The organism is Clostridium polynesiense (assembly GCF_000820705.1).
Lineage (GTDB): Bacteria > Bacillota > Clostridia > Clostridiales > Clostridiaceae > Clostridium_AA > Clostridium_AA polynesiense.
On sequence record NZ_CCXI01000006.1, the window covers coordinates 1 to 24,915 of the forward strand.

Consider the following 24,915-nt stretch of genomic DNA (forward strand, 5'->3'; position numbering starts at 1 on the left):
GTTATCTGTTAATTAGATAATGAATTCTAATAATTAACTAAAGAAAAACCGTTGATAATTTATTCAAAGAATTTCATAGCTGGTAATGGTCAGTGCGCAATGATCTGCTGTGAAATCAAAGTGAAAATTGTTAATGTAAAAATAAGAGCCGCTGCTCAAGGAACTGATAATAGTTCCCTGTGCAGTGGTTTTTCTTATAATACTATGGAAAAAAATGGGTTAAATCATGATGGTTATGATATAATGTGGTTTATAAAAATAAATTATTAAAGCTAGGGGAGAGGAATATGATAAAAAAAATTTTGAAGATTATAGTTCCGAGCTTATTAATACTATCCTTTATTTTAATTGACAGGAGAATAGAGTCCAGCAAGAACATTCTAGTTGGGCTATATTTAATTTTTCCAATGATATTCATTATTCAGGGAGGCCTATATAAAGATTTTAAAAAGGAGCTTGTTGCAGGGTTTATGTTGTCCTCAATGGCAGTTTTATCTATGGATTTTCTATACAAAATGAACAGCATACTACCGGTGTTGGTGATTTATATAGCGTTGGGATTGATTTCGTTTTTTATTATGAAAATTAAAAAATGAAAAGATGAGGCGAGGGGAGAAGTGAGAGGTCGGATATCAGAGGTGAGAAGAGAGAGGGGAATTGAGGTTTAAGAATGCAGAATTAAGGAGGAGATTCCTGAGTTCATTTTTAAAATTATATAAAAAAGAACTCCTATAGTTTTATATAATTCATTTTAATTCCTGATTTAATGAATTTTTAATTGTTAATTGGATGAATTTTTTTCTTGAACTTTTCTCATATTAATTATATAATGATTCAGTGCTTCTAAAACCGTGATAACTTCTAGGTTACTGCAATAAATTTCGCATTTAAAATGTTAAAAACTATTGTAATAGACTTATTTTTATTGTATAATATAGAAGTTGTTAAGCAAACAGCGATGATTCAAGAGGTTGCCGGACTTCCGGGGAATTCTTGATGAGTATGTCAGGATCTAAGAATCCGACGACGGGTAGTCTGTACTTTCAGGAGTGCTGCCTATAAGGTTAAGATACACCAGGCAGAGTTTACAGAACGTCCGCTGTTGTGCGTTAGAAGTAAAGCGTACATGAAAAGGAGGGAAACCATAATGTCAAAACAAAAAATAAGAATAAGATTAAAGGCTTTTGATCACTCAATACTTGATCAATCAGCTGAAAAGATTGTTGAAACTGCAAAATCAACTGGTGCAAAGGTTACTGGTCCAGTTCCGCTTCCAACTGACAAAGAAGTTATTACAATTCTTAGAGCAGTTCACAAGTATAAAGACTCCAGAGAGCAGTTCGAGATCAGAACTCACAAGAGATTAATCGACATCGTTAATCCATCACCAAAAACAGTTGATGCATTAATGAGACTGGATTTACCAGCTGGTGTTGACATCGAAATAAAACTATAAATCTTCCGGTTACGGATATAAATAAGAGTATGAACTATTATGACTGCAGGTCAGTCCGCTAATTAGTTTAGGAGGTGTAACTACATGAAAAAAGCAATAATAGGCAGAAAGATTGGAATGACTCAAATCTTCGACGAAAGGGGTAAGGTTGTTCCAGTAACAGTAGTAGAAGCAGGACCATGCGTTGTACTACAAAAAAAGACAGTTGAGAAAGATGGTTACGAGGCAATACAGGTTGCCTACGGTGATGTTAAGGAAAAGTTAGTTAATAAACCTAAGAAAGGCCATTTTGAAAAGGCTGGAGTTGCTTTAAAGAAATATATAAAAGAATTCAGATTTGAAGATATCAGCTCATATGAAGTTGGTAATGAGATTAAAGCTGATGTATTCCAAGCTGGAGATAAGGTTGATGTATCAGGTTTATCAAAAGGTAAGGGATTCCAAGGTACTATAAAGAGATGGAATGGACACAGAGGACCTATGACTCACGGTTCCAAGTTCCACAGAGCTGTTGGTTCCATGGGTGGATCATCTGACCCAGCAAGAACTTTCAAAAACAAAAAAATGCCAGGACATATGGGGCATGTAAATACTACAGTATTAAATCTGGAAGTAGTTAAAGTTATAGCTGAAAAGAATTTAATCCTTATAAAGGGTGGAATTCCAGGACCAAACAAAAACATCGTAGTAATCAGAAATAGCGTTAAGGCTTAATACTGGTAGAAAGGAGGATGCAGAATGCCTACAGTAGGATTATTTAATAAAGAAGGACAAAAAGTTGGAGATATCCAATTAGCAGAAAATGTATTTGGTGTAGAAGTTAATCAAAATGCTATGCATCAAGTAGTATTAGCATTACTAGCTAATAAGAGACAGGGAACTCAATCTGCTAAAACAAGAGCAGAGGTTTCCGGCGGTGGAATAAAGCCTTGGAGACAAAAAGGTACTGGTAGAGCTAGACAGGGTTCTATAAGATCACCTCAATGGATACATGGTGGAATAGTTTTTGCACCAAAGCCAAGAGACTACAGAGTATCCATTCCAAAGAGCATGAGAAGAGTTGCTATGAAATCTGCTTTAACTAGCAAAGTACAAGACAACCAGATGGTAGTTCTTGAAGCACTTGAAATAGCTGCTCCAAAGACTAAAGAAATAGTTAAAATGTTAAATGCATTTGAAGCAAAGAAAACTTTAATAGTTACAGCTGAATCCAATGAAATGGTATTTAAATCAGCAAGAAATATTGAAGGTGTTTCAGTAATGCCTGTAAACAACATCAATGTTTATGATTTATTAAAGTTTGAGAAGCTTATTATAACAAAGGATGCTGTATCTAAGATTGAGGAGGTGTACGCATAACGAAATTAACAAGCCATGATATAATCAGAAAGCCAGTTATAACTGAAAAGAGTATGGCAGCTATGGCGGAAAAGAAATACACCTTTATCGTTCATATGACAGCTAACAAATCTCAAATAAAGAGAGCTGTTGAAGAAGTTTTTGGTGTTAAAGTTTTAGATGTTAAAACTATAAGAACCGTAGGAAAAACAAAAAGAGTTGGCGTACATGTTGGTAAGAGAGCAGATCAAAAGAAAGCTATCGTTACACTAACAGCAGACAGCAAGAACATAGAGTTCTTTGAAGGAATGCAATAATAAAATAAGCAGTTATAGGCTAGAAGCCTGAAAAGCGAAACGAGGAGGGAAATCAAGATGGCAGTTAAAAAGTTTAGACCTACCACTCCATCAAGAAGAGAAATGACAATGCCTACCTTTGAAGAGATAACTACAGATAAACCTGAGAAATCTCTGCTTGTAGCATTGAATAAAACCGGTGGTAGAAACGTTCAAGGAAAAATAACTGTTAGACACCACGGCGGTGGAGCAAAACAAAAATATAGAATAATTGACTTTAAGAGAAATAAAGATGGTATACCTGCAAAGGTTGCAACTATAGAGTATGATCCAAACAGATCTGCTTATATTTCACTTGTAGTTTATGCAGATGGAGAGAAGAGATACATAATAGCTCCAGTTGGGTTAAAAGTTGGAGATGTTGTTGTTTCAGGTCCAGACGCTGATATTAAACCAGGTAATACACTTCCTCTTAAGAATATTCCTGTTGGTACAGTTGTTCACAATGTTGAACTTCAGGCAGGAAAAGGAGCTCAAATGGTTAGAGCTGCTGGATCATCAGCACAGCTTATGGCTAAAGAGGGAAACTTAGCTACATTAAGATTACCTAGTGGTGAAGTTAGATACGTAAGAGTAGAATGCAGAGCTACTATAGGTACAGTTTCTAATTTAACTCATGAAATTGTTAATATAGGTAAAGCTGGTAGAAAGAGACATATGGGATGGAGACCTACAGTTAGAGGTTCCGTAATGAACCCTGTTGATCACCCACACGGTGGTGGTGAAGGTAAGACTCCAGTAGGTAGACCTAGTCCACTTACTCCATGGGGTAAACCAGCACTTGGATATAAGACAAGAAAGACAAAGAAATATTCCGATAGAATGATAATTAAAAAGAGGAAATAGTAAGAGGAGAGTAAATTCTCTTCTTACTGAAGCCTTAGAAGAGTTCACGAAGGGAGGCAAATCCATTGAGTAGATCAATCAAAAAAGGACCTTTTGCACATGAAGGACTTTTAAAGAAAATAGAAGAAATGAACAATGCTAATGAAAAAAAGGTTGTTAAGACCTGGTCAAGAAGCTCAACTATATTTCCACAAATGATTGGCCACACAATTGCCGTACATGATGGAAGAAAACATGTACCAGTATATATATCAGAAGATATGGTTGGACATAAGCTTGGAGAGTTCGCTTTAACAAGAACTTATAGAGGCCATGTTAATAACGAAAAAACTTCCAAAAGAAAATAGTGCCTGGAAAGGAGGAAACATAAATGGAAGCTAGAGCTATAGCTAAATATGTAAGAATGTCTCCAATGAAAGTTGGGGTAGTTCTAGACTTAATCAGAGGAAAAAGTGTTAATGAGGCTATTGCCATTTTAGAATATACTCCAAAGGATGCTGCTGTTGTTGTTAATAAAGTATTAAAATCAGCTGTGGCAAATGCAGAGAATAATCTGAATTTAGATAAAGAAAGACTTTATGTTGCAGAGGCTTATGTAGGTCAAGGTCCAATACTTAAGAGATTCAGACCACATGCTCAAGGAAGAGCCTTCAGCATTCATAAGAAAACTAGCCACGTTACATTAAGTGTAAAAGAAAGAGCTTAAAAAGAAGGAGGGAAACAAGAGTGGGACAAAAAGTACATCCTCATGGATTAAGAGTTGGTGTAATTAAGGATTGGAATGCAAAATGGTTCGCAGACAAGAGAAATTTTGCAGACAATCTAGTAGCAGACCAAGAAATAAGAGAATTTGTAAAAAAAGCTCTATTTAACTCTGGGATTTCTAAGATTGAAATCGAGAGAGCTGCAAAAAGAGTTAAATTAAATATATATACTGCTAAGCCTGGAGTTGTAATTGGAAAAGGTGGATCAGGTATAGAAAACTTAAAGAAAAACTTAAAAAATGAATTAGGACTAAATAATGTTTTAATAAATATCGTTGAAGTTAAAAATACTGAAGTTGATGCTCAGTTAATGGCAGAAAATATAGCTGCGCAGCTTGAAAAGAGAATATCTTTCAGAAGAGCTATGAAGCAGACTATTCAAAGAGCTATGAGAGCTGGAGCAAAGGGAGTTAAAACTTCATGTTCAGGAAGACTTGGCGGTGCTGAAATAGCTAGAACAGAACATTATCATGAAGGAACTATTCCACTACAAACATTAAGAGCTGATATAGAATATGGTTTTGCGGAAGCAAATACTACTTATGGAAAAATTGGTGTTAAGGTTTGGGTTTATAAAGGAGAAGTCCTTCCAGTTAAAAAAGCTGTTAAAGAAGAAGCTAACGCATAGGAAAGGAGGAATTCAGCATGTTAATGCCTAAGAGAGTTAAACATCGTAAAGTGCAGAAGGGCAGAATGAGAGGAAAAGCAACTAGAGGAAACTTTATTGCATACGGAGATTACGCAATTCAAGCCACAGAATGCGGTTGGATTACAAGCAATCAAATCGAAGCTGCCAGAATTGCTATTAATAGATATGTAAGAAGAGGAGGAAAACTTTGGATAAAGATTTTCCCAGATAAACCAATAACTGAAAAGCCTGCTGAAACACGTATGGGTTCCGGTAAAGGTTCACCAGAATATTGGGTAGCCGTAGTAAAACCAGGCAGAGTTTTATTTGAATTATCAGGAGTTAACGAAGAAACTGCAAGAGAAGCTATGAGACTTGCTCAACATAAACTACCTGTTAAGACTAAATTTGTTACAAGAAAAGATTTTGAGGAAATGGGTGGTGAAAGTAATGAAGGCTAGAGAGTTAAGAGAACTGAGAAGCAATGATTCTCAAGATTTAAAAGTTAAGCTTAACGATCTTAAGACTGAATTATTTAACTTAAGATTCCAGCTAGCTACAGGCCAACTAGAAAATCCTATGAGAATAAGAGAAGTAAAAAAATCTATCGCCCAAATTAAGACTATAATCAGAGAAGAAGAGATCAGAAGGGCTTTTGAACAGTAATCTGAAAGGAGGTTCGCCCCATGGAAAGAGCATATAGAAAGACAAGAATCGGAAGGGTTGTTTCTGATAAAATGGATAAAACAATAGTAGTAGCTGTTGAAACTAAGGTTAGACATCCGCTTTACGGAAAAACAGTTAACAGAACTACTAAATTTAAAGCTCATGATGAAAATAACGAAGCAAACATTAATGATAGAGTATTAATTATGGAAACTAGACCACTATCCAAGGATAAGAGATGGAGAATGGTAGAAATAATTGAAAGAGCGAAATAGTATGTTCTAGTACTGAAAGGAGGTTAATTTCATGATACAGCAACAAACATTACTAAATGTTGCAGATAACTCAGGTGCTAAAGAAGTTATGTGCATAAGAGTATTAGGTGGTTCCAAAAGAAGGTATGGAAACATTGGAGATATAATCGTTGCTAGCGTTAAAAGTGCAACACCAGGCGGAGTTGTTAAAAAAGGCGATGTTGTTAAGGCCGTTATAGTTAGATCTGTTAAAGGATTAAGAAGAGCTGACGGTTCATATATCAGATTCGATGAAAACGCAGCTGTTATAATAAAAGAAGATAAAAACCCAAGAGGAACACGTATCTTCGGACCAGTTGCTAGGGAGCTTAGAGATAAGGAATTTAACAAGATATTATCTTTAGCACCTGAAGTTCTATAAGATTAGGAGGTGGCTAAGGTGAAGGTACACGTTAGAAAGAATGACACAGTAATGGTTATTTCAGGTAAGGATAAAGGTAAAACTGGTGAAGTTTTAGCTGTTATGCCTAAAAACGGGAAGGTTCTTGTTAAGGGTGTTAACATAGTAAGCAAGCATGAAAAGCCAAGCAAAGCTAACATGCAGGGCGGAATAATTAAGGTTGAAGCACCTATTTACAGCTCTAAAGTAATGCTATACTGCAAAAAGTGCAAAAATGTAACTAGAATAGCAAATAAAATATTAGATGACGGCACAAAAGTTAGAGTATGTAAGAAGTGTAACGAAACATTCTAGTCTTTGAAAGGAGGTACATCAAATGATTCCAAGACTTCAAGAGAAGTATGAAAAAGAAATAGTTCCAGCTTTAATGGAAAAGTTCGGATATAAAAATATAATGCAGGTACCAAAACTTGAGAAAATAATAATCAACATGGGAATTGGTGAAGCTAAAGAAAATTCAAAAGTTCTTGAATCCGCTTTAGCAGATCTTCAGATAATAGCAGGTCAAAAGCCAGTTATTACAAGAGCAAAAAAATCAGTTGCCAACTTTAAAATAAGAGAAAACATGCCAATAGGATGCAAGGTTACTTTAAGAAAACAACAGATGTATGAATTTGCTGACAAGTTAATGTCAATAGCTCTTCCAAGAGTTAGAGACTTTAGAGGAGTTTCAGCAAAAGCATTTGACGGTAGAGGTAACTATGCTCTAGGTATAAAAGAGCAATTAATATTCCCAGAAATTGAGTACGATAAAGTAGACAAAGTAAGAGGAATGGATATTGTGTTTGTAACTACTGCAAAGACAGACGAGGAAGCAAGAGAGTTATTAAGATTTCTTGGTATGCCATTTGCTCAATAATAAGGAGGGAAAATCGTGGCACGTAAAGCTTTAATTGAAAAGTGGAACAAAGAACCTAAATATAAAACAAGAGCTTATACAAGATGCAGATTATGTGGAAGACCACACGCTGTACTAAGAAAGTTCGGAATCTGCAGAATTTGCTTCAGAGAACTTGCTTATAAGGGTGAAATTCCAGGCTGCAAAAAAGCAAGCTGGTAATATCATAGTGTAATGAAAGGAGGCATATATACATGGTTATGACAGATCCTATCGCAGATTTGCTAACACGTATTAGAAATGCAAATGCTGTAAAACATGAAATAGTAGAAATTCCTTCATCAAACGTTAAGAAGGCAATTGTTAATATATTACTTGAAGAAGGATATATCAAAGGTATCGAAGAGTATACCGATGGTGTAGTTCCAATGATGAGAGTAGCATTAAAGTATGGAGCTAATAAAGAAAGAGTTATAACTGGTTTAAGAAGAATATCAAAACCTGGTTTAAGAGTTTATTGCAAAAAAGAAGATATTCCTAAGGTTTTAAATGGTTTGGGAGTAGCGGTAATATCAACTTCACAGGGAATTATTACTGATAAAGCTGCCAGAAAGCAAGGCCTTGGTGGAGAAGTTCTCTGCTATATATGGTAATTATACGGCAGAGAGTTTTAACTGATTAGAACATAATTATTTATAGTTTTGCTATATTTAAAAATGGAAACAGAGTAGTGAATTATCATTACATTTATAACGAATAAATTTTTGTAACATTTTGCTGTTACATGCACAACAGAAATACAGGAGGTGCGATTATGTCAAGAGTTGGTAGATTACCCATAGTTATACCAGCTGGCGTGACTGTGACTGTAACACCAGACAACGTTGTTACAGTTAAGGGACCAAAAGGTCAGTTAGTAAAGACTATGCATAAAGATATGAATATTGCTATTGAAGATAATTCTGTAGTTGTAACAAGACCAAGTGATGTAAAAGAGCACAGAGCTCTACACGGTTTGACAAGAGCATTAATTAACAATATGGTTATCGGCGTAAGCGAAGGATACCAAAAGACATTAGAACTTATAGGTGTTGGTTACAGAGCACAGCTTCAAGGCAAGAAGTTAGTTATGAACTTAGGTTTTTCCCATCCAGTTGAGGTTGAAGCTCCAGAAGGAATTACCTTTGAAATACTTGCGGCTAACAAAGTAGCTGTAAAAGGAATTGATAAAGAATTAGTTGGAGATATATCAGCAGATATCAGAAGCTGGAGATTGCCAGAACCTTACAAGGGCAAAGGTATCAAGTATGAGAACGAAGTTATCAGACGTAAGGAAGGTAAAACTGGTAAGAAGTAATAGGAAAGGAGTGAACTAAATGTTCAAGAAGCAATCTAGACAAGAACAAAGAGAGAGACGTCATCTAAGAGTTCGTAAAAAAGTTTTCGGAACAGCTGAAAGACCAAGATTTTCAGTTTTCAGAAGCGAAAAGAACATTTATGCTCAGATTATCGATGATGTTAAAGGTGTTACTTTAGTTGCTGCATCAAGCTTGGATAAAGATTTTGAAGGCTTAGGAAGCAATAAAGAAGCTGCTAAAAAGGTTGGAGAAATCATCGCTAAAAAAGCTTTAGATAAGGGAATTAATTGTGTAGTATTTGATAGAGGTGGCTTCATTTACCACGGAAGAGTAAAAGAGCTTGCTGAAGGTGCAAGAGAAGCTGGTCTACAATTCTAAAAGAAGAAGGAGGGAAATAAATGAGAATCGATCCTAGCACACTTGACCTTAAAGAAAAAGTTGTGTTTATAAATAGAGTTACTAAGGTTGTTAAGGGTGGTAGAAATTTCAGATTCAGCGCACTAGTTGTTGTTGGTGACGAAAATGGCCACGTTGGCGTTGGAATGGGTAAATCCGTTGAAATCCCTGAAGCAATCAGAAAAGGTATCGAAGACGCTAAAAAGAATTTAGTTAAAGTTGAAATGGTAGGAACAACAATTCCTCATGAAATATACGGTAGATTTGGAACTGGTAAAGTTTTAATAATGCCAGCTGTAGAAGGAACTGGAGTTATTGCTGGAGGTCCTGCGAGAGCCGTTCTTGAGCTAGCTGGATTAAAAGATGTTAGAGCTAAGTCATTAGGCTCCAATAACCCTAGAAACATGGTTAACGCGACTATTAACGGATTGGCTGAGCTTAGATCTGCAGAGCAGATTGCTAAGCTAAGAGGAAAATCCGTTGAAGAGATTTTAGGTTAGGAGGGATTACCTTGGCTAGACTAAAAATAACATTAGTTAAGAGCTTAATAGGCAGAAAGGTTTCTCATAAAGCTACTGCAGAAGCTCTTGGACTAAACAAGATTGGTAAGACAGTTGAGCATGAGGATACTCCTCAGATTAAAGGTATGATAAATAAAATTGATTATCTTCTAAAAGTTGAAGAAGTATAATAACGAGGAGGTGCAGCAGAATGAAACTTCACGAGTTAAAACCAGCAGCTGGAAGCAGAAAAGCTCCAAAGAGAGTTGGTAGAGGAACTGGTTCAGGACTTGGTAGAAATGCCGGTAAGGGTGAAAAGGGCCAAAAGGCTAGATCCGGAGGCGGAGTAAGACCAGGATTTGAAGGAGGACAGATGCCTTTATACAGAAGACTTCCTAAAAGAGGTTTTACAAACATTTTTGCTAAAGAGTATGTTGAATTAAACGTTGATAGATTAAATATATTTGAAAACGGAACAGAAGTTACTCCTGAACTTCTACTTGAAACTAGAGTAGTAAGCAAGATTAAAGACGGAGTTAAGATATTAGGAAATGGTAACCTAGAGAAGAGCTTAACAGTTAAGGCAGCAAAATTCTCTAAGTCAGCAGCTGAAAAAATCGAAGCAGCTGGAGGAAAAGTTGAGGTGATTTAACATGCTATCAACCCTACGAAATGCCTGGAAGGTTCCGGATTTAAAGAAAAGAATATTATGGACATTATTCTTTGTAGCAATTTTCAGGATGGGAAATCATATTCCTGTTCCTGGAATTGATACGGCACAGCTCAGCAATTTTACACAACAATCCGGAAGTTTACTTAATTTTTATGATTTGATTTCTGGAGGTGCCTTAAGCAGCTTTAGTATATTTGCTATGGGAGTAGTACCGTATATAAATGCTTCAATTATAATGCAATTATTAACCATAGGGATACCTCAACTTGAACAGCTTTCAAAAGAAGGCGAAGATGGAAGAAGAAAAATTCAGAACATAACAAGATATGTAGCACTGGTTTTAGGGGTTATTCAATCCTATGGTGCTTATATTTTAATAGCTAAAGCAGGAGCATTAAGAGATTACTCAAACCTAAATTTGGCTACAATATTAATAGTACTTGTAGCTGCATCAACTTTCTTAATGTGGCTAGGTGATCAAATTACTGTAAAAGGTTTGGGAAATGGTGTTTCACTGCTAATATTCGTAAATATTATTTCTAGAATGCCATCTACTGCATTCAAAATAGCAGGATTTAAAAAAGCACAGGAAGCTACATCAATAGATATTATAGTGTTTGTGCTATTTGCACTAGCTTTACTGGCGGCAACAATTATACTATCTTTAGCCGAAAGAAGAATTTCAGTACACTACGCAGGAAAATCCGTAGGTAATAAAATATATAAAGGACAAACAACCCATATTCCAATAGGAGTAATATCTTCTGCGGTTATAGCTATAATTTTTGCTATGTCCGTAATGCAGTTTCCTACTACTGTAGCTCAGTTCTTCCCAGGATCCTGGTTTGATAAAGTTATAGTAAACGCAAAGTACAGCCCATTTAAACATAATTCAGTACTATATGCTTTCGTATACGCAGCCTTAACTATATTCTTTACATGGTTTTACTCTCAGGTTACATTTAAACCGGAGGAAATGGCAGAGAACATGAATAAATCTGCTGGTTTTATTCCCGGTGTTAAACCTGGTAAGGCAACTGAAAAGCATATAGAAAGAATTTTAGATAGGTTATCAATAATAGGAGGAATATTTGCAGCAGTAATTGCATTATCACCTATTATAATAGATACTTTAACACCTTTTAAAGACTTAGCATTTGGGGGAACAGCACTCCTGATAATTGTTGGAGTAGCTATGGATGTCATGAGACAGTTGGAATCACAACTGGTAATGAGACATTATCAAGGATTCCTTAAGTAGTATTTTTTGGAGATGATGATTCATTGAAAATAGTATTATTAGGTCCTCCCGGTGCGGGTAAGGGCACTCAGGCTAAGTCAATTTGTAACAGATATAATATACCTCATATTTCTACTGGAGATATATTCAGAAAGAATATGTCGGAGAACACTCCATTAGGTATAGAGGCAAGAAAGCATATAGATAAAGGTTATTTAGTACCTGATGATATCACTATTAATATGGTGTATGAAAGATTGCAAGCGGAAGATTGTAAAGATGGTTATCTATTAGATGGTTTTCCTAGAACAGTTAAACAGGCAGAAGCTTTAGAAAGATTTCTAAAAGAGAAAAATGAAAGTTTGACCGTTGCTTTGTTAATTCAAGTTCCAAGAGAATTCATTATTGAAAGAATGACCGGAAGAAGAGTTTGCCCAGCATGTGGTGCAAGCTACCATACGAAGTTTAATATGCCTATAATTGCAGGTAAGTGCGATATATGCGGTAGTGATATTATACAGAGAAAAGATGATACTGAGGAAACAGTCAGAGAAAGACTTGATGTATATAAAGCTCAAACTCAGCCCCTGATTGATTTCTATGAAGATAGAAATGTACTTTCAAAGGTTGATGGAACTAAAGCTATAAACGAGGTATTTGAAAGTATCTGTAACATCCTAGGAGAGAAAATATGATTATTATTAAGAGTAACCACGAAATAGATTTAATGCGTAAAGCAGGTAGAGTAGTAGAAAATACTCTTTTAAAACTTGAAGAAATCATTAAACCCGGGATAACTACTTCAGAAATTGATAAATTGGCAGAAGAATTTATAACTAAGCAAGGAGCTCTTCCATCCTTTAAAGGGTATCATGGATTCCCTGCATCAATATGTTCATCTGTAAATGATGAGGTGGTGCATGGGATACCAGGCAACAGAGTACTTCAGGAAGGGGACATAATCAGTATAGACTGTGGTGCTGTTTTAAATGGATATCACGGCGATGCTGCCAGGACTATTCCTGTTGGAAAAGTCTCTGATGATGCAATTAAACTCATAGAGATAACGAAGGAAAGCTTCTTTAAAGGGTATGAAAAAGCTAAATCAGGGAATAAGCTAACAGATATTTCTTTTGCGATACAAGGTTATATTGAAGAAAACGGCTTTTCTGTAGTAAGAGACTATGTAGGTCACGGTATTGGCCGTAATATGCATGAAGATCCTAGCGTTCCTAACTTTGGAAGACCAGGTAGAGGACCTAAGTTAAGCGCTGGTATGGTTTTAGCCATAGAACCCATGGTTAATATAGGCACTTATCATGTAAAAACACTAGCTAATGGCTGGACAGTAGTTACTGTGGATGGAAAATATTCTGCACACTATGAAAATACTGTGGCTATATTACCAGAAGGTCCGGAAATTTTAACTCTTACACTATAGGCATAAAAGTGCTGCTTAGTTATAAATTCACATTGTGCCTGATTATTTAATAATGGCAATGTTAATTTATGGCTAAGGTAATCATCGAGGTGAAAAGTTTGCAAAACAATGACTTAATAGGTAGATTAGTTGTTTCAATAGCCGGAAGGGATACGAGGGAGCCATATATAGTCATTGATAATGTAGGCATAGACTATTTACTTCTTGCTAATGGATGTACTAAAACCATAGAAAAGCCTAAAAAGAAAAAGCTTAAACATCTAAACTTAACTAATGTAGTTAGTGAAGAAATTAAAAAAGCTATCTTTCAAAGGAATAAAAATACAGATATTATGATTAGAAAATTTCTAAAGCTTGAAGGCATTGTTAAGGAGGGTTGATTACCTTATGTCAAAAGATGATGTTATAGAAATGCAGGGAGTAGTGCTTGAGTCACTGCCAAATGCGATGTTTGAAGTGGAACTGGAAAGCGGCCACAAAATACTGGCTCATATTTCAGGAAAGCTGAGAATGAATTTTATCAGAATTCTTCCCGGTGATAAAGTTACCGTAGAGTTATCACCCTACGATTTAACAAGAGGAAGAATTACATGGAGAGCTAAATAACAAGCGCTGTTAATAGATGTTGTTAAGTGCTTACAAGGAAAACAAGGAGGGTTTGCGATGAAAGTAAGACCATCAGTTAAGCCTATTTGCGAAAAGTGCAAGATTATAAGAAGAAAAGGAAAAGTAATGGTAATCTGTGAAAATCCTAAGCACAAGCAAAAACAAGGCTAAGCTTGAGTTTGTGTAGCAAAAATTGTTTGACTTTTAATGAAAAGTCAAATATGATAGTATAGGCATAAAAATTTTAATAGCTAATCGCTAATGAAATTTTAGGTGCGGCTGCAGTAGGATTTAACTACTGACCTAGAATTTTTATTAATTATAAATTCGAAAATAAGTAATTGAAACTTAAATTATTATTCAGCATTTCAATACCAGGAGGTGTAACTTTTAATGGCAAGAATATCAGGTGTTGACCTACCAAGGGAAAAAAGAGTAGAAATTGGTCTGACATATATCTATGGAATAGGACTACCAACATCACAAAAAATCCTTCAAGTAACTGGCATTAGCCCAGATACAAGAGTTAGAGATCTTAACGAGCAGGAAGTTAACGCTATAAGAGATTATATAAACAAGAACTTAAAGGTTGAAGGTGACTTAAGAAGAGATATAGCTCTAAGCATCAAGAGATTAGTTGAAATTGGTTGCTATAGAGGAATAAGACATAGAAGAGGTCTTCCAGTAAGAGGACAAAAGACTAAGACTAATGCTAGAACTAGAAAAGGTCCTAAGAAGACTATAGCTAATAAGAAGAAATAGTTAGGAGGGAAGAACATGGCAGCTCAAAAAGTTAAAAAGACTAGAAGAAGAAAAGAGAGAAAAAATGTTGAGCACGGTGCTGCACATATAAAATCTACTTTTAATAATTCAATAGTTACTATAACTGATGCAGTAGGAAATGCGCTTTCATGGGCTAGTGCCGGCGGACTTGGATTTAGAGGTTCAAGAAAAAGCACACCATACGCAGCTCAAATGGCAGCAGAAACTGCAGCTAGAACAGCAATGGAACATGGTTTAAAGAGTATAGAAGTATATGTTAAAGGACCTGGAGCAGGAAGAGAAGCAGCTATAAGATCTCTTCAGGCAGCAGGATTAGAAGTGACATTAATAAAAGATGTTACTCCAATCCCACATAACGGATGCAGGCCACCAAAAAGAAGAAGAGTCTAATTTATAGTAGCAGGAGGTGTAAATAATGGCAAGATATACTGGAGCAGTGTGCAGACTTTGCAGAAGAGAAGGTCAAAAACTATTCCTTAAAGGGGATAGATGTTATACAGATAAATGCGCTATCACTAGAAGAAGTTATGCACCAGGACAGCATGGCGCTAGTAAGAAAAAATTATCCAACTATGGATTACAGTTAAGAGAAAAGCAAAAAGCTAAGAGAATATATGGAATATTAGAAAAACAGTTCAGAACATATTATGAAAGAGCTGAAAAAATGAGAGGTATGTCAGGTGAAAATCTGTTAAAGCTTCTTGAATTAAGATTAGATAACGTAGCATTCAGATTAGGCTACGGAGCTTCAAGAAACGAAGCAAGACAATTAGTTACTCACGGTCATTTCTTAGTTAATGGAAAAAGAGTTGATATAGCATCTTACAAAGTTTCCGTTAATGATGTAATAAGCGTTAGTGAAAAGAGCAGAGCTACAGAGAAATTTAAGGTATTTGCTGAAAATCCAAAAACTTTACCTAAGTGGTTATCAGCTAATCCAGAAAACTTTGAAGCTACAGTAATTGCTGAACCAGCTAGAGAAGATATAGATGTACCAGTAAATGAAACACTTATAGTTGAGCTTTACAGCAAGTAATAGCTAAGTAAGTTATTCGCATAAAAAAATAAGTTTTATTGCTTTATGCGAATATAGAATCAGTTGCCCTCAAAATAAGGTTGCCATTTAATAGATAAGGAGGGTTTGTGAATGTTAGAAATCGAAAAACCAAAAATAGAATGTGTTGAAACCAGCGAAGATGGTAATTACGGCAAATTTGTTGTAGAACCATTAGAAAGAGGATATGGAATTACACTAGGAAATGCTCTTAGAAGAATACTGTTATCCTCTTTGCCTGGCGTAGCAGCTACATCGGTTAAAATAGATGGAGTTCTTCATGAGTTTTCAACTGTAGCAGGAGTTAAAGAAGATGTTACAGAATTAATTCTTAACATAAAATCTCTTGCTTTAAGAATGAATGGTGAAGGCCCTAAGACTATATATATAGATGCTAAAGGCGCAGGTGAAGTTACAGGTGCTGATATCAGAACTGATGGAGATGTAGAAGTTGTAAACAAGGATTTACATATAGCAACTTTGGATGAAAATGCTAAGCTGTATATGGAAATCACTGTTAACAGAGGTAGAGGATATGTATCTCAGACTAAGAATAAGACTGAAGATATTCCTATCAACACAATTGCGGTGGATTCAATTTACACTCCAGTAAAAAGAGTAAACTTCAATGTAGAAAATACTAGAGTCGGTCAAATAACCGACTATGATAAATTAACTATAGAAGTATGGACTAATGGTACAATTAAAATAGAAGAAGCAATAAGCTTATCTGCAAAAATTCTTATCGAACATTTTAAGTTGTTTATGACCTTAACTGATCATGCAAATGATATGGAAATAATGATTGAAAAAGAAGAAGATAAGAAGGAAAAAGTTTTAGAGATGACTATCGAAGAGTTAGATCTTTCTGTTAGGAGTTATAACTGCTTAAAGAGAGCGGGTATAAATACAGTTCAGGAACTTGCACAAAGATCCATGGACGATATGATGAAAGTTAGAAATCTAGGTAAGAAATCTTTAGAAGAAGTTGAAAGAAAGCTTAAAGACCTTGGATTAGGTCTAAGAATGAATGACGAGTAAGGAGGTATAGCTATGGCAGGATATCGTAAGTTAGGTCGTCCAACCGATCAAAGAAGAGCAATGCTGAGAAATCTAGTAACTAGCTTTTTAAAGCATGGTAAGATAGAAACTACTGAAACAAGAGCTAAGGAAACTAAGAACTTAGCAGAGAAGATGATAACTCTTGCTAAAAGAGGGGATCTTCATGCAAGAAGACAGGTTTTATCTTTTGTTACAGAAGAAGATGTAGTTAAGAATTTATTTGAAAATATAGCTCCTAAGTATGCTGAAAGAAACGGCGGATATACTAGAATTTATAAAGTAGGTCCAAGAAGAGGAGACGGAGCAGAAGTAGTTATACTAGAATTAGTATAATTTAAAGGGGATTAAGTAAATATCTTAGTCCCCGTTTTGTTATATATATCTTAGGGAGAAGATAAGAATACCTTCTGCCTAAGCTATATATACTTTATAGGAGGTTTGTTCATGAAAGATGCCATAATTGAATTTAAAAATGTTAGTTATAAATATGCAGCTTCGGAAGAAAACGGTGCAGAAAAATACGCTTTAAATAATGTAAGCTTAAAGGTTCATGAAGGCGAGTTCTTGGTTATATTAGGACATAACGGTTCAGGAAAATCCACCATAGCAAAGCATGTTAATGCACTACTTCTTCCTTCAGAAGGAAATGTTTATATAGATAATTTAGACACAAAAAAACCTGATAATCTATGGGAAATCAGAAAAAGAGCAGGAATGGTATTCCAGAATCCTGACAACCAAATGGTGGCAACTATAGTTGAGGAAGATGTTGCCTTTGGACCTGAAAATTTGGGGGTAGAGCCCTCGGAAATAAGAAAAAGAGTAGATGGCAGCCTAAAAAAAGTAGGGATGTATGAATATAGAAAGCATGCACCTCACCTATTATCCGGAGGACAAAAGCAGAGGATTGCCATTGCAGGTATATTAGCTATGATGCCTAAATGTATTGTACTGGATGAACCTACAGCGATGCTTGATCCTTCAGGTAGAAAAGAAGTTATAAATACCATTAAGGATATAAATAAAAATTATGGTATAACAGTGATTTTAATTACTCACTATATGGATGAAGCAGCTCAGGCTGACAGGATTATCGTTATGGATAATGGAAGTATCATTACAGAGGGTAAACCAAAAGAAGTTTTCAGTAAAGTAGAAATGATGAAAAGAATAGGTCTCGATGTTCCTCAGGTAACAGAGCTTGCATATGAACTTAATAAAGGCGGAATACAAATCAGCCAGGAAATATTAAATGTTGATGAGATGGTGAATGCAATATGTCAATTAAAATAGAAAATTTAAATCATATATATATGCCTAAAACCCCTTTTGAAAAAACTGCATTAAATAATGTATCTGTAGAGTTCAAAGAAGGTGAGTTCACAGCACTAATTGGACATACAGGCTCAGGGAAATCAACCCTTATCCAGCATCTTAACGGATTATTAAAGCCAACCAGCGGAAAAATTATAGTGGATGGTGTTGATATAACTGAGAAAAAAATGAATCTTACTGAAATTAGAAAAAAGGTGGGCTTAGTATTTCAATATCCTGAATATCAGCTTTTTGAAGAAACCATAGAAAAAGACATAGCCTTTGGGCCACGTAATTTGGGACTTTCTGAAGAGGAAATTTCAAAAAGAGTTAAACGAGCTATGAATATTGTTGGAATGGATTATGATACCTATAAGGAACAGTCGCCCTTTGAACTCAGTGGAGGTCAAAAAAGAAGAGTAGCTATTGCAGGTGTGGTGGCGATGGAGCCCAAGGTACTTATTTTAGATGAACCTACAGCAGGGTTAGACCCTAAGGGAAGAGATGAAATTCTAGGACAGATAAGAAAGCTTCATAGAGAATATAAAATGACTATAATTCTTGTATCCCACAGTATGGAAGACGTAGCGAGGCTAGCGGAGAGAGTAGTGGTGATGAATCATGGTGAAATTATCATAGATGGTAAGCCTTCTCAAGTATTTATGAGGATTGAAGAATTAGAAAAAGTGGGGTTAGCCGTTCCTCAAGTTACCTATTTAGTAAGATCTTTAAGAGAAAAGGGAATAAATCTTTCTGAGGAAATAATTACTGTAGAACAAGCAAAGAAAGAACTCTTAAAGCTGCTTAAGAAGGGGGGAAACAAATGATTAAGGATATAACTATAGGTCAGTATATTCCAGGAGATTCATTTATACATAAACTTGATCCGCGAACAAAATTACTGATTTCACTGCTATTCATAATTGATCTATTTATTATCGATAAGATATATGGGTATGCTTTTGTAGTGCTTTTTATAGGTATAACGGTGATATCTTCTAAACTTTCAATAAAATATCTTTATAAAGGTGTAAAAGGAGTTTTTGTATTAATTATAATCACAGCCTTGTTAAATTTATTTATGGTTCCCGGAACAGCTGAAACCCTGCTGTTTAAATGGAAATTTATAAAGATATATGAAGAGGGTGTAAATACTGCTGTATTTATGGCCTTTAGACTGATACTTTTAATCATGGGTACTTCCATTTTAACTCTGACCACTTCACCTATAGAGCTGACAGATGGTATAGAAAGACTTTTAAATCCATTTAAAAAGATTGGAGTTCCTGCCCATGAACTTGCTATGATGATGACTATAGCATTGAGATTTATACCTACTTTAATGGATGAAACAGATAAGATAATGAAAGCTCAAAAGGCTAGAGGTGCGGATTTTGAAAGCGGAGGCCTGGTTAAGAAAGCAAAGAGCCTTATACCACTTTTAGTTCCACTTTTTATAAGCTCCTTTAGAAGAGCAGATGAACTTGCCATGGCAATGGAAGCGCGCTGCTATAGAGGCGGAGATGGAAGAACCAGAATGAAAAAGCTTATGTATACCTATAAGGACTTTATAGCCTTTGCCGCATTTTCCTTATTAGTTATAGCAAGTATATTTGTTAGAATGAGTTAATTAATCGGATAAGTGCTATGAGAAATATAAAAATAATTATAGAATACGACGGAACAAATTACTGTGGCTGGCAAAGGCAGAAGAATCAAAGAACTATACAGGAACTCTTAGAAGAGGCTGTGTTTAAAATAACTAAAGAAAGAACTTCGGTAACAGGGTGCAGCAGAACAGATTCCGGAGTTCATGCAAAGGCTTTTACGGCAAATTTTAAAACTAATTCAAGTGTTCCTTCAAGACGTTTTAAGGATGCATTAAACACTAAGCTTCCTTCTGATATTGTAGTTATACATTCAGAGGAGGCTTTAGATACCTTCCACTCAAGATACGATGCTAAAGGAAAAACCTATTGCTACACCATTTTGAATCAGGAAAACAGATCTGCTCTCTTTAGAAATTATTCCTATAATGTAAAGGAAGAGCTGAATTTAGAATGGATGATAAAAGCCTGTAGCTATTTTATAGGAACTCATGATTTTGAAGCTTTTAAGAGTACAGGAAGCTCTGTAAAAACCAGTGTAAGGACTATAACTCAGCTTTATATTGAAAAGCAGGGGAATTTTATAAAAATTTATGCTACCGCTGATGGTTTTTTATATAATATGGTAAGAATAATAGTAGGTACCCTTATAGAAGTGGGAAAAGGGAAAATAGCACCGGAAGATATAGCTGCAATAATAAAATCAAAGGATAGAAACAAAGCAGGGAAGTGTGTGCCTCCTCAGGGCTTAACCCTGGAAAAAGTTTATTATTAATAAATAAATTATGTTGACACACCCGTCTCCGTGTATTATAATAATTATGTTTGTAAGAACTATAATGTGTAAGAGACTCACTAGCCCCGAGTCTTGACATATAAAGAACAAGTAGTTGATTACATGTAATGTTCAGGGAGGGAAAAGGATGAAATCATACATTGCTAAACCACAAGAGGTTGAAAGAAAATGGTATGTAATTGATGCAGCTGGAAAGCCATTAGGCAGAGTTGCCAGCCAAGTTGCAACAATATTAAGAGGAAAACATAAGCCAACATTTACACCAAATGTAGATTGCGGAGATTTTGTAATTGTTATTAACGCTGAAAAAGTTGTATTAACAGGAGAGAAATTAGATCAAAAAATGTTAAGACATCACAGCCTTTATCCAGGTGGATTAAAAGAAACTCCTTACAGAGAAGTTATGGAAAAGAAACCTGAATTTGCATTCCAGGAAGCTGTTAGAAGAATGCTTCCAACTGGAGTGTTAGGAAGAAAGATGCTTAAGAAGCTAAAGGTTTATAAAGGATCAGAACACGAGCATGCAGCTCAAAAACCAGAAGTGCTTGAGTTAAAGTACTAGAAAGTAACTGGGAGGAGGAATAGAAATGGCTAAAGTTCAGTATTTTGGAACAGGAAGAAGAAAAAAATCTATTGCTAGAGTAAGACTTGTACCTGGTGAAGGTAAGGTTACTATAAATAAAAGAGATATAGAAACTTATTTTGGCTTAGAAACTTTAAGATTCATAGTTAATCAACCATTAGTTTTAACTTCAACTAAGGATAAATTTGATGTTATAGTTAATGTAAACGGCGGTGGATTTACTGGTCAGGCAGGAGCTATAAGACATGGTATTTCCAGAGCTTTATTAAAAGCTGATGAAAGCTTAAAACCAGAATTAAAGAAAGCAGGCTTCTTAACAAGAGACCCAAGAATGAAGGAAAGAAAGAAATACGGTCTTAAGAAAGCAAGAAGAGCTCCACAGTTCTCAAAGAGATAATATTATGGAGTTTACAAACCTCGAAAACATACTGTTTTCGAGGTTTTTTATATTATAAAACTCATAGAAATATACATAGCTTAGAAAACTATTTATATATGCAACAGGTTAATATTGTAAAATTATAATAACATCATTTATAGGGGGGAGAGAACCTTTATGGAAATTAAAAGATGTTCAATGCCCTGGTTTTTCAGTTATAGGAAAAGCGGGTTCAAGCAATGAGGGAGAAGGCTTCATAAAAAAAGCTGTGGGAAGATGCGAATTCAAAGTGTAATGAAGTTGATGATTTATGTGAAAGAGATGAAAATGGACAGCTTTATTTGTTCTTTCCCATCAAAAGTCTATAATATTTATTTATATAAAGAAGCAAAAAAGGCTATAAATCAATATTTCTATAAATATTCACAGCCAAATTTCAAGAATAATTGAAATTTGGCTGTAGTTAATTATTAAACATCTATATTTAAATTTAGTGAGCTTTTACTTATTAAATTCCTTTTCACATATACGGACTAATTCATGGAGCACAGAGTCTACAATTAGCTTACCTCGTTCAAAGGAAGAGGAAGCAGCACTGGCAAGGGTACCAGTCTCAGGTATATCTGATTTACAGATAGGATATCTGTAATAGGGCATATATTCTGCATTTTTAGTATCAGTGATGCGATCCATATGTACCAATTCCGGTTTAAAGTACAGCATTAAGCTGGTTTCTGTCACTGCGGCATGTTCCAAGGCCCATCCCGGGAAGGGAATCTCATCAAAAACCTGATCTATTATATGGGAAGGCATAGGATCCCACCAGTTTGTTTCAAGGATTTTAGCAATACCATTGGTATCCCGGGTTACTAAATCCATGGCTTCTACAATAAAGGCCTCGTTTTCAAAATGGGCATTCATAATTAAGATTTTAGTAAAGCCATCACGAATTATTTCTGTAAGAACGTCATATACCAGTTTAATGACAGTTTCTCCGTTTAAGTCCACTGTTCCTGGAAATAAAGGTCCTCCACCGGACATAGGCTTTGATTTATATCCATATCTCAAGGTAGGCATAATAATACCATCAATTTGCTCTGCAAGTTTTAATGAAAATCCTTCTGCTAGCACTGCATCCACACAAAGGGGTAAATGTTCTCCGTGCTGTTCTGTTGCACCAATTGGAAGTATTACAATCTTATCGGCGCAGCTGGCATATTCTTTCCAGGTCATTTCCTGCATAAAGTGTGTCATAAGCATACTCCTCTTTTTTTGTATATTGTTTCTCCTTGTTACACAATTAGTGTAGAATATAATCTGATGGCAGTCAATGTGATATGTACTATAAAATCAGCAGAATATAGGAATTATTTTATAGTTTACCTATCTTTATTAAGGCTTAGAATGTATACTTTTTAATGAGTATTGAGAATTTATATATTGACTTTACTGCCTTAGACATTCATAATATATAGGGTAGTTCATTAAATTACTGAATTAATAATCTAAAGTGGATAAGCTTGATGAAATAATTTGCTTTAAGCAAAAGCAAAGCTAATAAGCTGGTTCACTGATATAGCAAGCGCTTTATTATATTTATAATTGTAGGAAAATTTATAAATATACAATAATAAATAGAACTAAAGATAAACATAATATAAAATCATCTGCAGTATTTAGTTTAAGTTAGGAATATAAAAAATATATTAACAAAAAATAAGTTTTATAGTACATTTTATATTATGTAAAACTTAAATATGGAGGTATTCAATTTGAATGCAGGAGATATTAATATAGCGTCAACTATAATCGGACTAATCGGCGGACTGGGATTATTTCTTTACGGAATGAAATTAATGGGAGACGGGCTTGAAAATTCCGCTGGGGATAAGCTCAAAAATATTCTTGAAAAAGTAACTTCCAACCCTTTATCCGCAGTTCTAGTTGGTACCTTAGTAACTATGGTAATACAGAGTTCTTCAGCCACTACAGTAATGGTAGTAGGATTTGTTAATGCCGGACTTATGAATTTATATCAGGCTGCCGGTATTATTATGGGAGCAAACATAGGTACAACTATAACAGCGCAGCTGGTAGCTTTTAAACTTGATATGCTGGCACCTATAGCTGTAGGTGTTGGAACAGTGTTTACGCTTTTTGCTAAGGAAAAGCGAAGAAGAGATATAGGAAGCATTGTTTTAGGCTTTGGTATATTATTTATGGGAATGGGTATTATGTCCTCCTCTTTAGAGCCTATATCAAACTCTCCGCACTTTACACAAATGATCCTAGCAATCGGAGAAAATAAATTTTTAGGAATTTTGGCAGGACTTGCATTGACAGCTGTAGTGCAGAGTTCATCAGCCACTACAGGTATACTTATAGCTTTGGCAGGTACAGGATCAATAGGTATGAATGTAGCTCTCCCAATTATATTTGGATGTAATATAGGTACCTGTGTTACAGCATTAATTTCCTCTATAGGAACTTCCAAAACTGCTCGTAAAGCAGCTTTTGTCCACTTAGCTTTTAATATATTTGGAACTTTATTATTCCTTCCTTTTATGGATATAATTGCTAATATAGTTCAAACTATAAGTCCATTAAATATAAAGAGGCAGATAGCTAATGCTCACACTATATTCAATGTATCAAATACCATAATAATGATACCTATGATTAAATATCTTATCATCCTTGTAAATAAAATAGTTCCAGGTGAGGATGAGATAGAAAAGGTCGGTCCTAAGTATCTTGATGACAGATTATTAGAAACCCCTATAATTGCTGCAGGACAGGTAATTAAAGAAACTATTAGAATGGCTACAAAGGCAAAAGAAAACCTTCAAATATCAATTGAGGCATTTCATACAGATAATGAGGATTTAGTTAAAAAGGTTTATTCTAACGAAAAGCTTATAAATGTCTTAGAAGCAAGCATAACAGATTTTTTGGTAAAGCTTACTAAAACTGATCTTTCTGACAAAGAGTTAAGTATAGTTCAGTCAACATACCATGTGGTAAATGACATAGAACGTATAGGTGACCACGCAGAAAATATTGCTGACCTCACTCTAGAAAAGATGAAAAGAAAGCTTGAATATTCCGGAGATGCTTTGGAAGAATTGAATAAGATGTACAACTATACATTGGAGGCGTTAGAAGTTGCTATTGACAGCTATGCACATAGGGATGTTAAAAAGGCATTAGAGGTTAATCCTCTGGAAAGTAAAGTTGACGAATGTCAAAAGGAATATAGGGAATCTCATATAAGAAGGCTTAATGAAGGAAAATGCAATGCATATTCAGGAGCTTTATACATAGATGTATTAAGTAATTTAGAGAGAATTGGAGACCATTCTGTTAATATTGCAGAAAGTGTTTTAAATAATAATGTGACAGAAATTTAGAAATTTACAGGCTTAGGAGTTAAACCTCTAAAGCCTGTTTTATTTTGCATAAAATAATTCAAATTTAGATTCCGAGGAAATGATAATAAAAAGCCCTTTAAAGCATA

Annotated in this window: 42 protein-coding genes; 41 read left to right on the plus strand and 1 reads right to left on the minus strand. The window is 35.0% G+C overall.

Annotated features, from left to right (window positions below; all coding sequences use genetic code 11):
- Positions 1-51: 51 nt before the first annotated feature.
- From TA89_RS00610 to rpsI, 40 genes are all read left to right on the plus strand, one after another.
- Positions 52-270, plus strand: coding sequence for a hypothetical protein (locus tag TA89_RS00610; protein WP_040210010.1), 219 nt, complete (start codon positions 52-54; stop codon positions 268-270).
- A gap of 17 nt (positions 271-287) precedes the next feature.
- Positions 288-596 (plus strand): hypothetical protein, encoded by a 309-nt coding sequence (locus tag TA89_RS00615; protein WP_040210012.1) that lies wholly within the window; start codon positions 288-290, stop codon positions 594-596.
- A 551-nt stretch (positions 597-1,147) separates the two neighbouring features.
- Complete coding sequence (rpsJ, locus tag TA89_RS00620) at positions 1,148-1,456, plus strand: 30S ribosomal protein S10 (protein WP_040210013.1); 309 nt, start codon at positions 1,148-1,150, stop codon at positions 1,454-1,456.
- A gap of 84 nt (positions 1,457-1,540) precedes the next feature.
- Positions 1,541-2,170, plus strand: a complete 630-nt coding sequence (gene rplC / locus TA89_RS00625) for a 50S ribosomal protein L3 (protein WP_040210014.1) — start codon at positions 1,541-1,543, stop codon at positions 2,168-2,170.
- Between the two features lie 24 nt (positions 2,171-2,194).
- Positions 2,195-2,815, plus strand: coding sequence for a 50S ribosomal protein L4 (rplD, locus tag TA89_RS00630; RefSeq protein ID WP_040210016.1), 621 nt, complete (start codon positions 2,195-2,197; stop codon positions 2,813-2,815).
- The gene (rplW, locus tag TA89_RS00635) at positions 2,812-3,111 is read left to right on the plus strand and encodes a 50S ribosomal protein L23 (RefSeq protein ID WP_040210018.1); all 300 of its coding nucleotides are present in this window, start codon (positions 2,812-2,814) and stop codon (positions 3,109-3,111) included. Before rplD ends, rplW begins: the two co-directional genes overlap by 4 nt.
- Positions 3,112-3,168: 57 nt before the next feature.
- Positions 3,169-3,996, plus strand: coding sequence for a 50S ribosomal protein L2 (gene rplB / locus TA89_RS00640; protein WP_040210020.1), 828 nt, complete (start codon positions 3,169-3,171; stop codon positions 3,994-3,996).
- Positions 3,997-4,061: 65 nt separating this feature from the next.
- The gene (gene rpsS / locus TA89_RS00645; protein ID WP_040210021.1) at positions 4,062-4,343 is read left to right on the plus strand and encodes a 30S ribosomal protein S19; all 282 of its coding nucleotides are present in this window, start codon (positions 4,062-4,064) and stop codon (positions 4,341-4,343) included.
- A 23-nt stretch (positions 4,344-4,366) separates the two neighbouring features.
- Positions 4,367-4,702, plus strand: coding sequence for a 50S ribosomal protein L22 (gene rplV / locus TA89_RS00650; RefSeq protein WP_040210023.1), 336 nt, complete (start codon positions 4,367-4,369; stop codon positions 4,700-4,702).
- A gap of 20 nt (positions 4,703-4,722) precedes the next feature.
- Positions 4,723-5,388, plus strand: a complete 666-nt coding sequence (gene rpsC, locus TA89_RS00655) for a 30S ribosomal protein S3 (protein ID WP_040210024.1) — start codon at positions 4,723-4,725, stop codon at positions 5,386-5,388.
- A gap of 17 nt (positions 5,389-5,405) precedes the next feature.
- Entirely contained in the window at positions 5,406-5,849 is a 444-nt protein-coding gene (gene rplP, locus TA89_RS00660; RefSeq protein ID WP_040210026.1) for a 50S ribosomal protein L16, read from the plus strand.
- The gene (gene rpmC, locus TA89_RS00665; protein WP_040210032.1) at positions 5,839-6,054 is read left to right on the plus strand and encodes a 50S ribosomal protein L29; all 216 of its coding nucleotides are present in this window, start codon (positions 5,839-5,841) and stop codon (positions 6,052-6,054) included. The genes rplP and rpmC overlap by 11 nt, the downstream gene beginning before the upstream one ends.
- Before the next feature lie 20 nt (positions 6,055-6,074).
- A complete protein-coding gene (gene rpsQ, locus TA89_RS00670; RefSeq protein ID WP_040210034.1) occupies positions 6,075-6,329 on the plus strand; it encodes a 30S ribosomal protein S17 in 255 nt (84 codons plus the stop codon).
- 31 nt (positions 6,330-6,360) lie between these two features.
- Positions 6,361-6,729 (plus strand): 50S ribosomal protein L14, encoded by a 369-nt coding sequence (gene rplN, locus TA89_RS00675; RefSeq protein WP_040210036.1) that lies wholly within the window; start codon positions 6,361-6,363, stop codon positions 6,727-6,729.
- A gap of 18 nt (positions 6,730-6,747) precedes the next feature.
- The gene (gene rplX, locus TA89_RS00680) at positions 6,748-7,062 is read left to right on the plus strand and encodes a 50S ribosomal protein L24 (RefSeq protein WP_040210037.1); all 315 of its coding nucleotides are present in this window, start codon (positions 6,748-6,750) and stop codon (positions 7,060-7,062) included.
- Between the two features lie 22 nt (positions 7,063-7,084).
- Entirely contained in the window at positions 7,085-7,627 is a 543-nt protein-coding gene (gene rplE / locus TA89_RS00685) for a 50S ribosomal protein L5 (RefSeq protein WP_040210039.1), read from the plus strand.
- Between the two features lie 15 nt (positions 7,628-7,642).
- Positions 7,643-7,828, plus strand: a complete 186-nt coding sequence (locus TA89_RS00690) for a type Z 30S ribosomal protein S14 (protein ID WP_040210040.1) — start codon at positions 7,643-7,645, stop codon at positions 7,826-7,828.
- 32 nt (positions 7,829-7,860) lie between these two features.
- Positions 7,861-8,259, plus strand: a complete 399-nt coding sequence (rpsH, locus tag TA89_RS00695) for a 30S ribosomal protein S8 (RefSeq protein WP_040210042.1) — start codon at positions 7,861-7,863, stop codon at positions 8,257-8,259.
- A gap of 161 nt (positions 8,260-8,420) precedes the next feature.
- Positions 8,421-8,963, plus strand: coding sequence for a 50S ribosomal protein L6 (rplF, locus tag TA89_RS00700; protein ID WP_040210043.1), 543 nt, complete (start codon positions 8,421-8,423; stop codon positions 8,961-8,963).
- Between the two features lie 19 nt (positions 8,964-8,982).
- Entirely contained in the window at positions 8,983-9,342 is a 360-nt protein-coding gene (gene rplR / locus TA89_RS00705) for a 50S ribosomal protein L18 (RefSeq protein ID WP_040210044.1), read from the plus strand.
- 20 nt (positions 9,343-9,362) lie between these two features.
- Positions 9,363-9,860, plus strand: coding sequence for a 30S ribosomal protein S5 (gene rpsE, locus TA89_RS00710; protein ID WP_040210046.1), 498 nt, complete (start codon positions 9,363-9,365; stop codon positions 9,858-9,860).
- 11 nt (positions 9,861-9,871) lie between these two features.
- Positions 9,872-10,051, plus strand: a complete 180-nt coding sequence (gene rpmD, locus TA89_RS00715) for a 50S ribosomal protein L30 (RefSeq protein WP_040210047.1) — start codon at positions 9,872-9,874, stop codon at positions 10,049-10,051.
- A 20-nt stretch (positions 10,052-10,071) separates the two neighbouring features.
- Positions 10,072-10,512, plus strand: a complete 441-nt coding sequence (gene rplO / locus TA89_RS00720) for a 50S ribosomal protein L15 (protein ID WP_040210048.1) — start codon at positions 10,072-10,074, stop codon at positions 10,510-10,512.
- Position 10,513: 1 nt separating this feature from the next.
- Positions 10,514-11,794: a preprotein translocase subunit SecY gene (gene secY, locus TA89_RS00725; protein ID WP_040210050.1), complete on the plus strand. Its 1,281-nt coding sequence runs from the start codon at positions 10,514-10,516 to the stop codon at positions 11,792-11,794.
- Positions 11,795-11,817: 23 nt separating this feature from the next.
- Complete coding sequence (locus TA89_RS00730) at positions 11,818-12,468, plus strand: adenylate kinase (protein WP_040210052.1); 651 nt, start codon at positions 11,818-11,820, stop codon at positions 12,466-12,468.
- Positions 12,465-13,214, plus strand: coding sequence for a type I methionyl aminopeptidase (map, locus tag TA89_RS00735; RefSeq protein WP_040210056.1), 750 nt, complete (start codon positions 12,465-12,467; stop codon positions 13,212-13,214). Before TA89_RS00730 ends, map begins: the two co-directional genes overlap by 4 nt.
- Positions 13,215-13,282: 68 nt before the next feature.
- Entirely contained in the window at positions 13,283-13,594 is a 312-nt protein-coding gene (locus tag TA89_RS00740) for an RNA-binding protein (RefSeq protein ID WP_082023793.1), read from the plus strand.
- A gap of 7 nt (positions 13,595-13,601) precedes the next feature.
- On the plus strand, positions 13,602-13,820 hold the full coding sequence (gene infA / locus TA89_RS00745) for a translation initiation factor IF-1 (protein ID WP_040210059.1): 219 nt from the start codon (positions 13,602-13,604) through the stop codon (positions 13,818-13,820).
- A 57-nt stretch (positions 13,821-13,877) separates the two neighbouring features.
- Positions 13,878-13,991, plus strand: coding sequence for a 50S ribosomal protein L36 (gene rpmJ, locus TA89_RS00750; RefSeq protein WP_016205879.1), 114 nt, complete (start codon positions 13,878-13,880; stop codon positions 13,989-13,991).
- A gap of 222 nt (positions 13,992-14,213) precedes the next feature.
- Positions 14,214-14,582: a 30S ribosomal protein S13 gene (gene rpsM, locus TA89_RS00755; protein WP_040210065.1), complete on the plus strand. Its 369-nt coding sequence runs from the start codon at positions 14,214-14,216 to the stop codon at positions 14,580-14,582.
- Positions 14,583-14,597: 15 nt separating this feature from the next.
- Positions 14,598-14,993, plus strand: a complete 396-nt coding sequence (gene rpsK / locus TA89_RS00760) for a 30S ribosomal protein S11 (protein WP_040210066.1) — start codon at positions 14,598-14,600, stop codon at positions 14,991-14,993.
- Between the two features lie 25 nt (positions 14,994-15,018).
- The gene (gene rpsD, locus TA89_RS00765; RefSeq protein ID WP_040210068.1) at positions 15,019-15,639 is read left to right on the plus strand and encodes a 30S ribosomal protein S4; all 621 of its coding nucleotides are present in this window, start codon (positions 15,019-15,021) and stop codon (positions 15,637-15,639) included.
- Between the two features lie 111 nt (positions 15,640-15,750).
- Positions 15,751-16,698 (plus strand): DNA-directed RNA polymerase subunit alpha, encoded by a 948-nt coding sequence (locus tag TA89_RS00770; protein ID WP_040210070.1) that lies wholly within the window; start codon positions 15,751-15,753, stop codon positions 16,696-16,698.
- A gap of 12 nt (positions 16,699-16,710) precedes the next feature.
- Entirely contained in the window at positions 16,711-17,052 is a 342-nt protein-coding gene (rplQ, locus tag TA89_RS00775; RefSeq protein WP_040210072.1) for a 50S ribosomal protein L17, read from the plus strand.
- Positions 17,053-17,163: 111 nt separating this feature from the next.
- On the plus strand, positions 17,164-18,012 hold the full coding sequence (locus TA89_RS00780; RefSeq protein ID WP_040210075.1) for an energy-coupling factor transporter ATPase: 849 nt from the start codon (positions 17,164-17,166) through the stop codon (positions 18,010-18,012).
- Positions 17,997-18,860 (plus strand): energy-coupling factor transporter ATPase, encoded by an 864-nt coding sequence (locus tag TA89_RS00785; RefSeq protein ID WP_040210076.1) that lies wholly within the window; start codon positions 17,997-17,999, stop codon positions 18,858-18,860. The genes TA89_RS00780 and TA89_RS00785 overlap by 16 nt, the downstream gene beginning before the upstream one ends.
- Complete coding sequence (locus tag TA89_RS00790; protein WP_040210079.1) at positions 18,857-19,663, plus strand: energy-coupling factor transporter transmembrane component T family protein; 807 nt, start codon at positions 18,857-18,859, stop codon at positions 19,661-19,663. The genes TA89_RS00785 and TA89_RS00790 overlap by 4 nt, the downstream gene beginning before the upstream one ends.
- A 17-nt stretch (positions 19,664-19,680) precedes the next feature.
- Positions 19,681-20,415 (plus strand): tRNA pseudouridine(38-40) synthase TruA, encoded by a 735-nt coding sequence (truA, locus tag TA89_RS00795; RefSeq protein WP_040210081.1) that lies wholly within the window; start codon positions 19,681-19,683, stop codon positions 20,413-20,415.
- Between the two features lie 148 nt (positions 20,416-20,563).
- Positions 20,564-20,998 carry a 50S ribosomal protein L13 gene (gene rplM / locus TA89_RS00800; protein WP_040210082.1) on the plus strand — a complete coding sequence of 145 codons (435 nt, stop codon included), beginning with the start codon at positions 20,564-20,566 and terminating at the stop codon, positions 20,996-20,998.
- Positions 20,999-21,023: 25 nt separating this feature from the next.
- A complete protein-coding gene (rpsI, locus tag TA89_RS00805; RefSeq protein WP_040210085.1) occupies positions 21,024-21,416 on the plus strand; it encodes a 30S ribosomal protein S9 in 393 nt (130 codons plus the stop codon).
- 483 nt (positions 21,417-21,899) lie between these two features.
- Here the strand turns inward: rpsI and TA89_RS00810 are convergent, their stop codons facing one another.
- Positions 21,900-22,652, minus strand: a complete 753-nt coding sequence (locus tag TA89_RS00810; protein WP_242850043.1) for a creatininase — start codon at positions 22,650-22,652, stop codon at positions 21,900-21,902.
- 533 nt (positions 22,653-23,185) lie between these two features.
- On the opposite strand from TA89_RS00810, the gene TA89_RS00815 reads away from it, so the two are divergent.
- Positions 23,186-24,808 carry a Na/Pi cotransporter family protein gene (locus TA89_RS00815; protein ID WP_040210118.1) on the plus strand — a complete coding sequence of 541 codons (1,623 nt, stop codon included), beginning with the start codon at positions 23,186-23,188 and terminating at the stop codon, positions 24,806-24,808.
- The last annotated feature ends 107 nt before the right edge of the window (positions 24,809-24,915 follow it).

Excerpts from the sequence above, each read along its gene's own strand:
- rpsI (WP_040210085.1), top strand. The coding sequence starts at position 21,024 with ATGGCTAAAGTTCAGTATTTTGGAACAGGAAGAAGAAAAAAATCTATT.
- TA89_RS00780 (WP_040210075.1), top strand. The coding sequence starts at position 17,164 with ATGAAAGATGCCATAATTGAATTTAAAAATGTTAGTTATAAATATGCA.
- rplB (WP_040210020.1), top strand. The coding sequence starts at position 3,169 with ATGGCAGTTAAAAAGTTTAGACCTACCACTCCATCAAGAAGAGAAATG.
- map (WP_040210056.1), top strand. The coding sequence starts at position 12,465 with ATGATTATTATTAAGAGTAACCACGAAATAGATTTAATGCGTAAAGCA.
- rplR (WP_040210044.1), top strand. The coding sequence starts at position 8,983 with ATGTTCAAGAAGCAATCTAGACAAGAACAAAGAGAGAGACGTCATCTA.
- rplV (WP_040210023.1), top strand. The coding sequence starts at position 4,367 with ATGGAAGCTAGAGCTATAGCTAAATATGTAAGAATGTCTCCAATGAAA.
- rpsJ (WP_040210013.1), top strand. The coding sequence starts at position 1,148 with ATGTCAAAACAAAAAATAAGAATAAGATTAAAGGCTTTTGATCACTCA.
- rplD (WP_040210016.1), top strand. The coding sequence starts at position 2,195 with ATGCCTACAGTAGGATTATTTAATAAAGAAGGACAAAAAGTTGGAGAT.
- rplQ (WP_040210072.1), top strand. The coding sequence starts at position 16,711 with ATGGCAGGATATCGTAAGTTAGGTCGTCCAACCGATCAAAGAAGAGCA.
- rpmJ (WP_016205879.1), top strand. The coding sequence starts at position 13,878 with ATGAAAGTAAGACCATCAGTTAAGCCTATTTGCGAAAAGTGCAAGATT.
- rplN (WP_040210036.1), top strand. The coding sequence starts at position 6,361 with ATGATACAGCAACAAACATTACTAAATGTTGCAGATAACTCAGGTGCT.
- infA (WP_040210059.1), top strand. The coding sequence starts at position 13,602 with ATGTCAAAAGATGATGTTATAGAAATGCAGGGAGTAGTGCTTGAGTCA.
- TA89_RS00740 (WP_082023793.1), top strand. The coding sequence starts at position 13,283 with ATGGCTAAGGTAATCATCGAGGTGAAAAGTTTGCAAAACAATGACTTA.
- TA89_RS00810 (WP_242850043.1), bottom strand. The coding sequence starts at position 22,652 with ATGACACACTTTATGCAGGAAATGACCTGGAAAGAATATGCCAGCTGC.
- rplE (WP_040210039.1), top strand. The coding sequence starts at position 7,085 with ATGATTCCAAGACTTCAAGAGAAGTATGAAAAAGAAATAGTTCCAGCT.
- rpsD (WP_040210068.1), top strand. The coding sequence starts at position 15,019 with ATGGCAAGATATACTGGAGCAGTGTGCAGACTTTGCAGAAGAGAAGGT.
- rpsQ (WP_040210034.1), top strand. The coding sequence starts at position 6,075 with ATGGAAAGAGCATATAGAAAGACAAGAATCGGAAGGGTTGTTTCTGAT.
- rplP (WP_040210026.1), top strand. The coding sequence starts at position 5,406 with ATGTTAATGCCTAAGAGAGTTAAACATCGTAAAGTGCAGAAGGGCAGA.
- rpsE (WP_040210046.1), top strand. The coding sequence starts at position 9,363 with ATGAGAATCGATCCTAGCACACTTGACCTTAAAGAAAAAGTTGTGTTT.
- TA89_RS00615 (WP_040210012.1), top strand. The coding sequence starts at position 288 with ATGATAAAAAAAATTTTGAAGATTATAGTTCCGAGCTTATTAATACTA.
- rpmC (WP_040210032.1), top strand. The coding sequence starts at position 5,839 with ATGAAGGCTAGAGAGTTAAGAGAACTGAGAAGCAATGATTCTCAAGAT.
- truA (WP_040210081.1), top strand. The coding sequence starts at position 19,681 with ATGAGAAATATAAAAATAATTATAGAATACGACGGAACAAATTACTGT.
- rplF (WP_040210043.1), top strand. The coding sequence starts at position 8,421 with ATGTCAAGAGTTGGTAGATTACCCATAGTTATACCAGCTGGCGTGACT.
- rplO (WP_040210048.1), top strand. The coding sequence starts at position 10,072 with ATGAAACTTCACGAGTTAAAACCAGCAGCTGGAAGCAGAAAAGCTCCA.
- rpsK (WP_040210066.1), top strand. The coding sequence starts at position 14,598 with ATGGCAGCTCAAAAAGTTAAAAAGACTAGAAGAAGAAAAGAGAGAAAA.
- rpsM (WP_040210065.1), top strand. The coding sequence starts at position 14,214 with ATGGCAAGAATATCAGGTGTTGACCTACCAAGGGAAAAAAGAGTAGAA.
- TA89_RS00770 (WP_040210070.1), top strand. The coding sequence starts at position 15,751 with ATGTTAGAAATCGAAAAACCAAAAATAGAATGTGTTGAAACCAGCGAA.
- rpsH (WP_040210042.1), top strand. The coding sequence starts at position 7,861 with ATGGTTATGACAGATCCTATCGCAGATTTGCTAACACGTATTAGAAAT.
- TA89_RS00785 (WP_040210076.1), top strand. The coding sequence starts at position 17,997 with ATGTCAATTAAAATAGAAAATTTAAATCATATATATATGCCTAAAACC.
- rplM (WP_040210082.1), top strand. The coding sequence starts at position 20,564 with ATGAAATCATACATTGCTAAACCACAAGAGGTTGAAAGAAAATGGTAT.
- rplC (WP_040210014.1), top strand. The coding sequence starts at position 1,541 with ATGAAAAAAGCAATAATAGGCAGAAAGATTGGAATGACTCAAATCTTC.
- TA89_RS00790 (WP_040210079.1), top strand. The coding sequence starts at position 18,857 with ATGATTAAGGATATAACTATAGGTCAGTATATTCCAGGAGATTCATTT.
- secY (WP_040210050.1), top strand. The coding sequence starts at position 10,514 with ATGCTATCAACCCTACGAAATGCCTGGAAGGTTCCGGATTTAAAGAAA.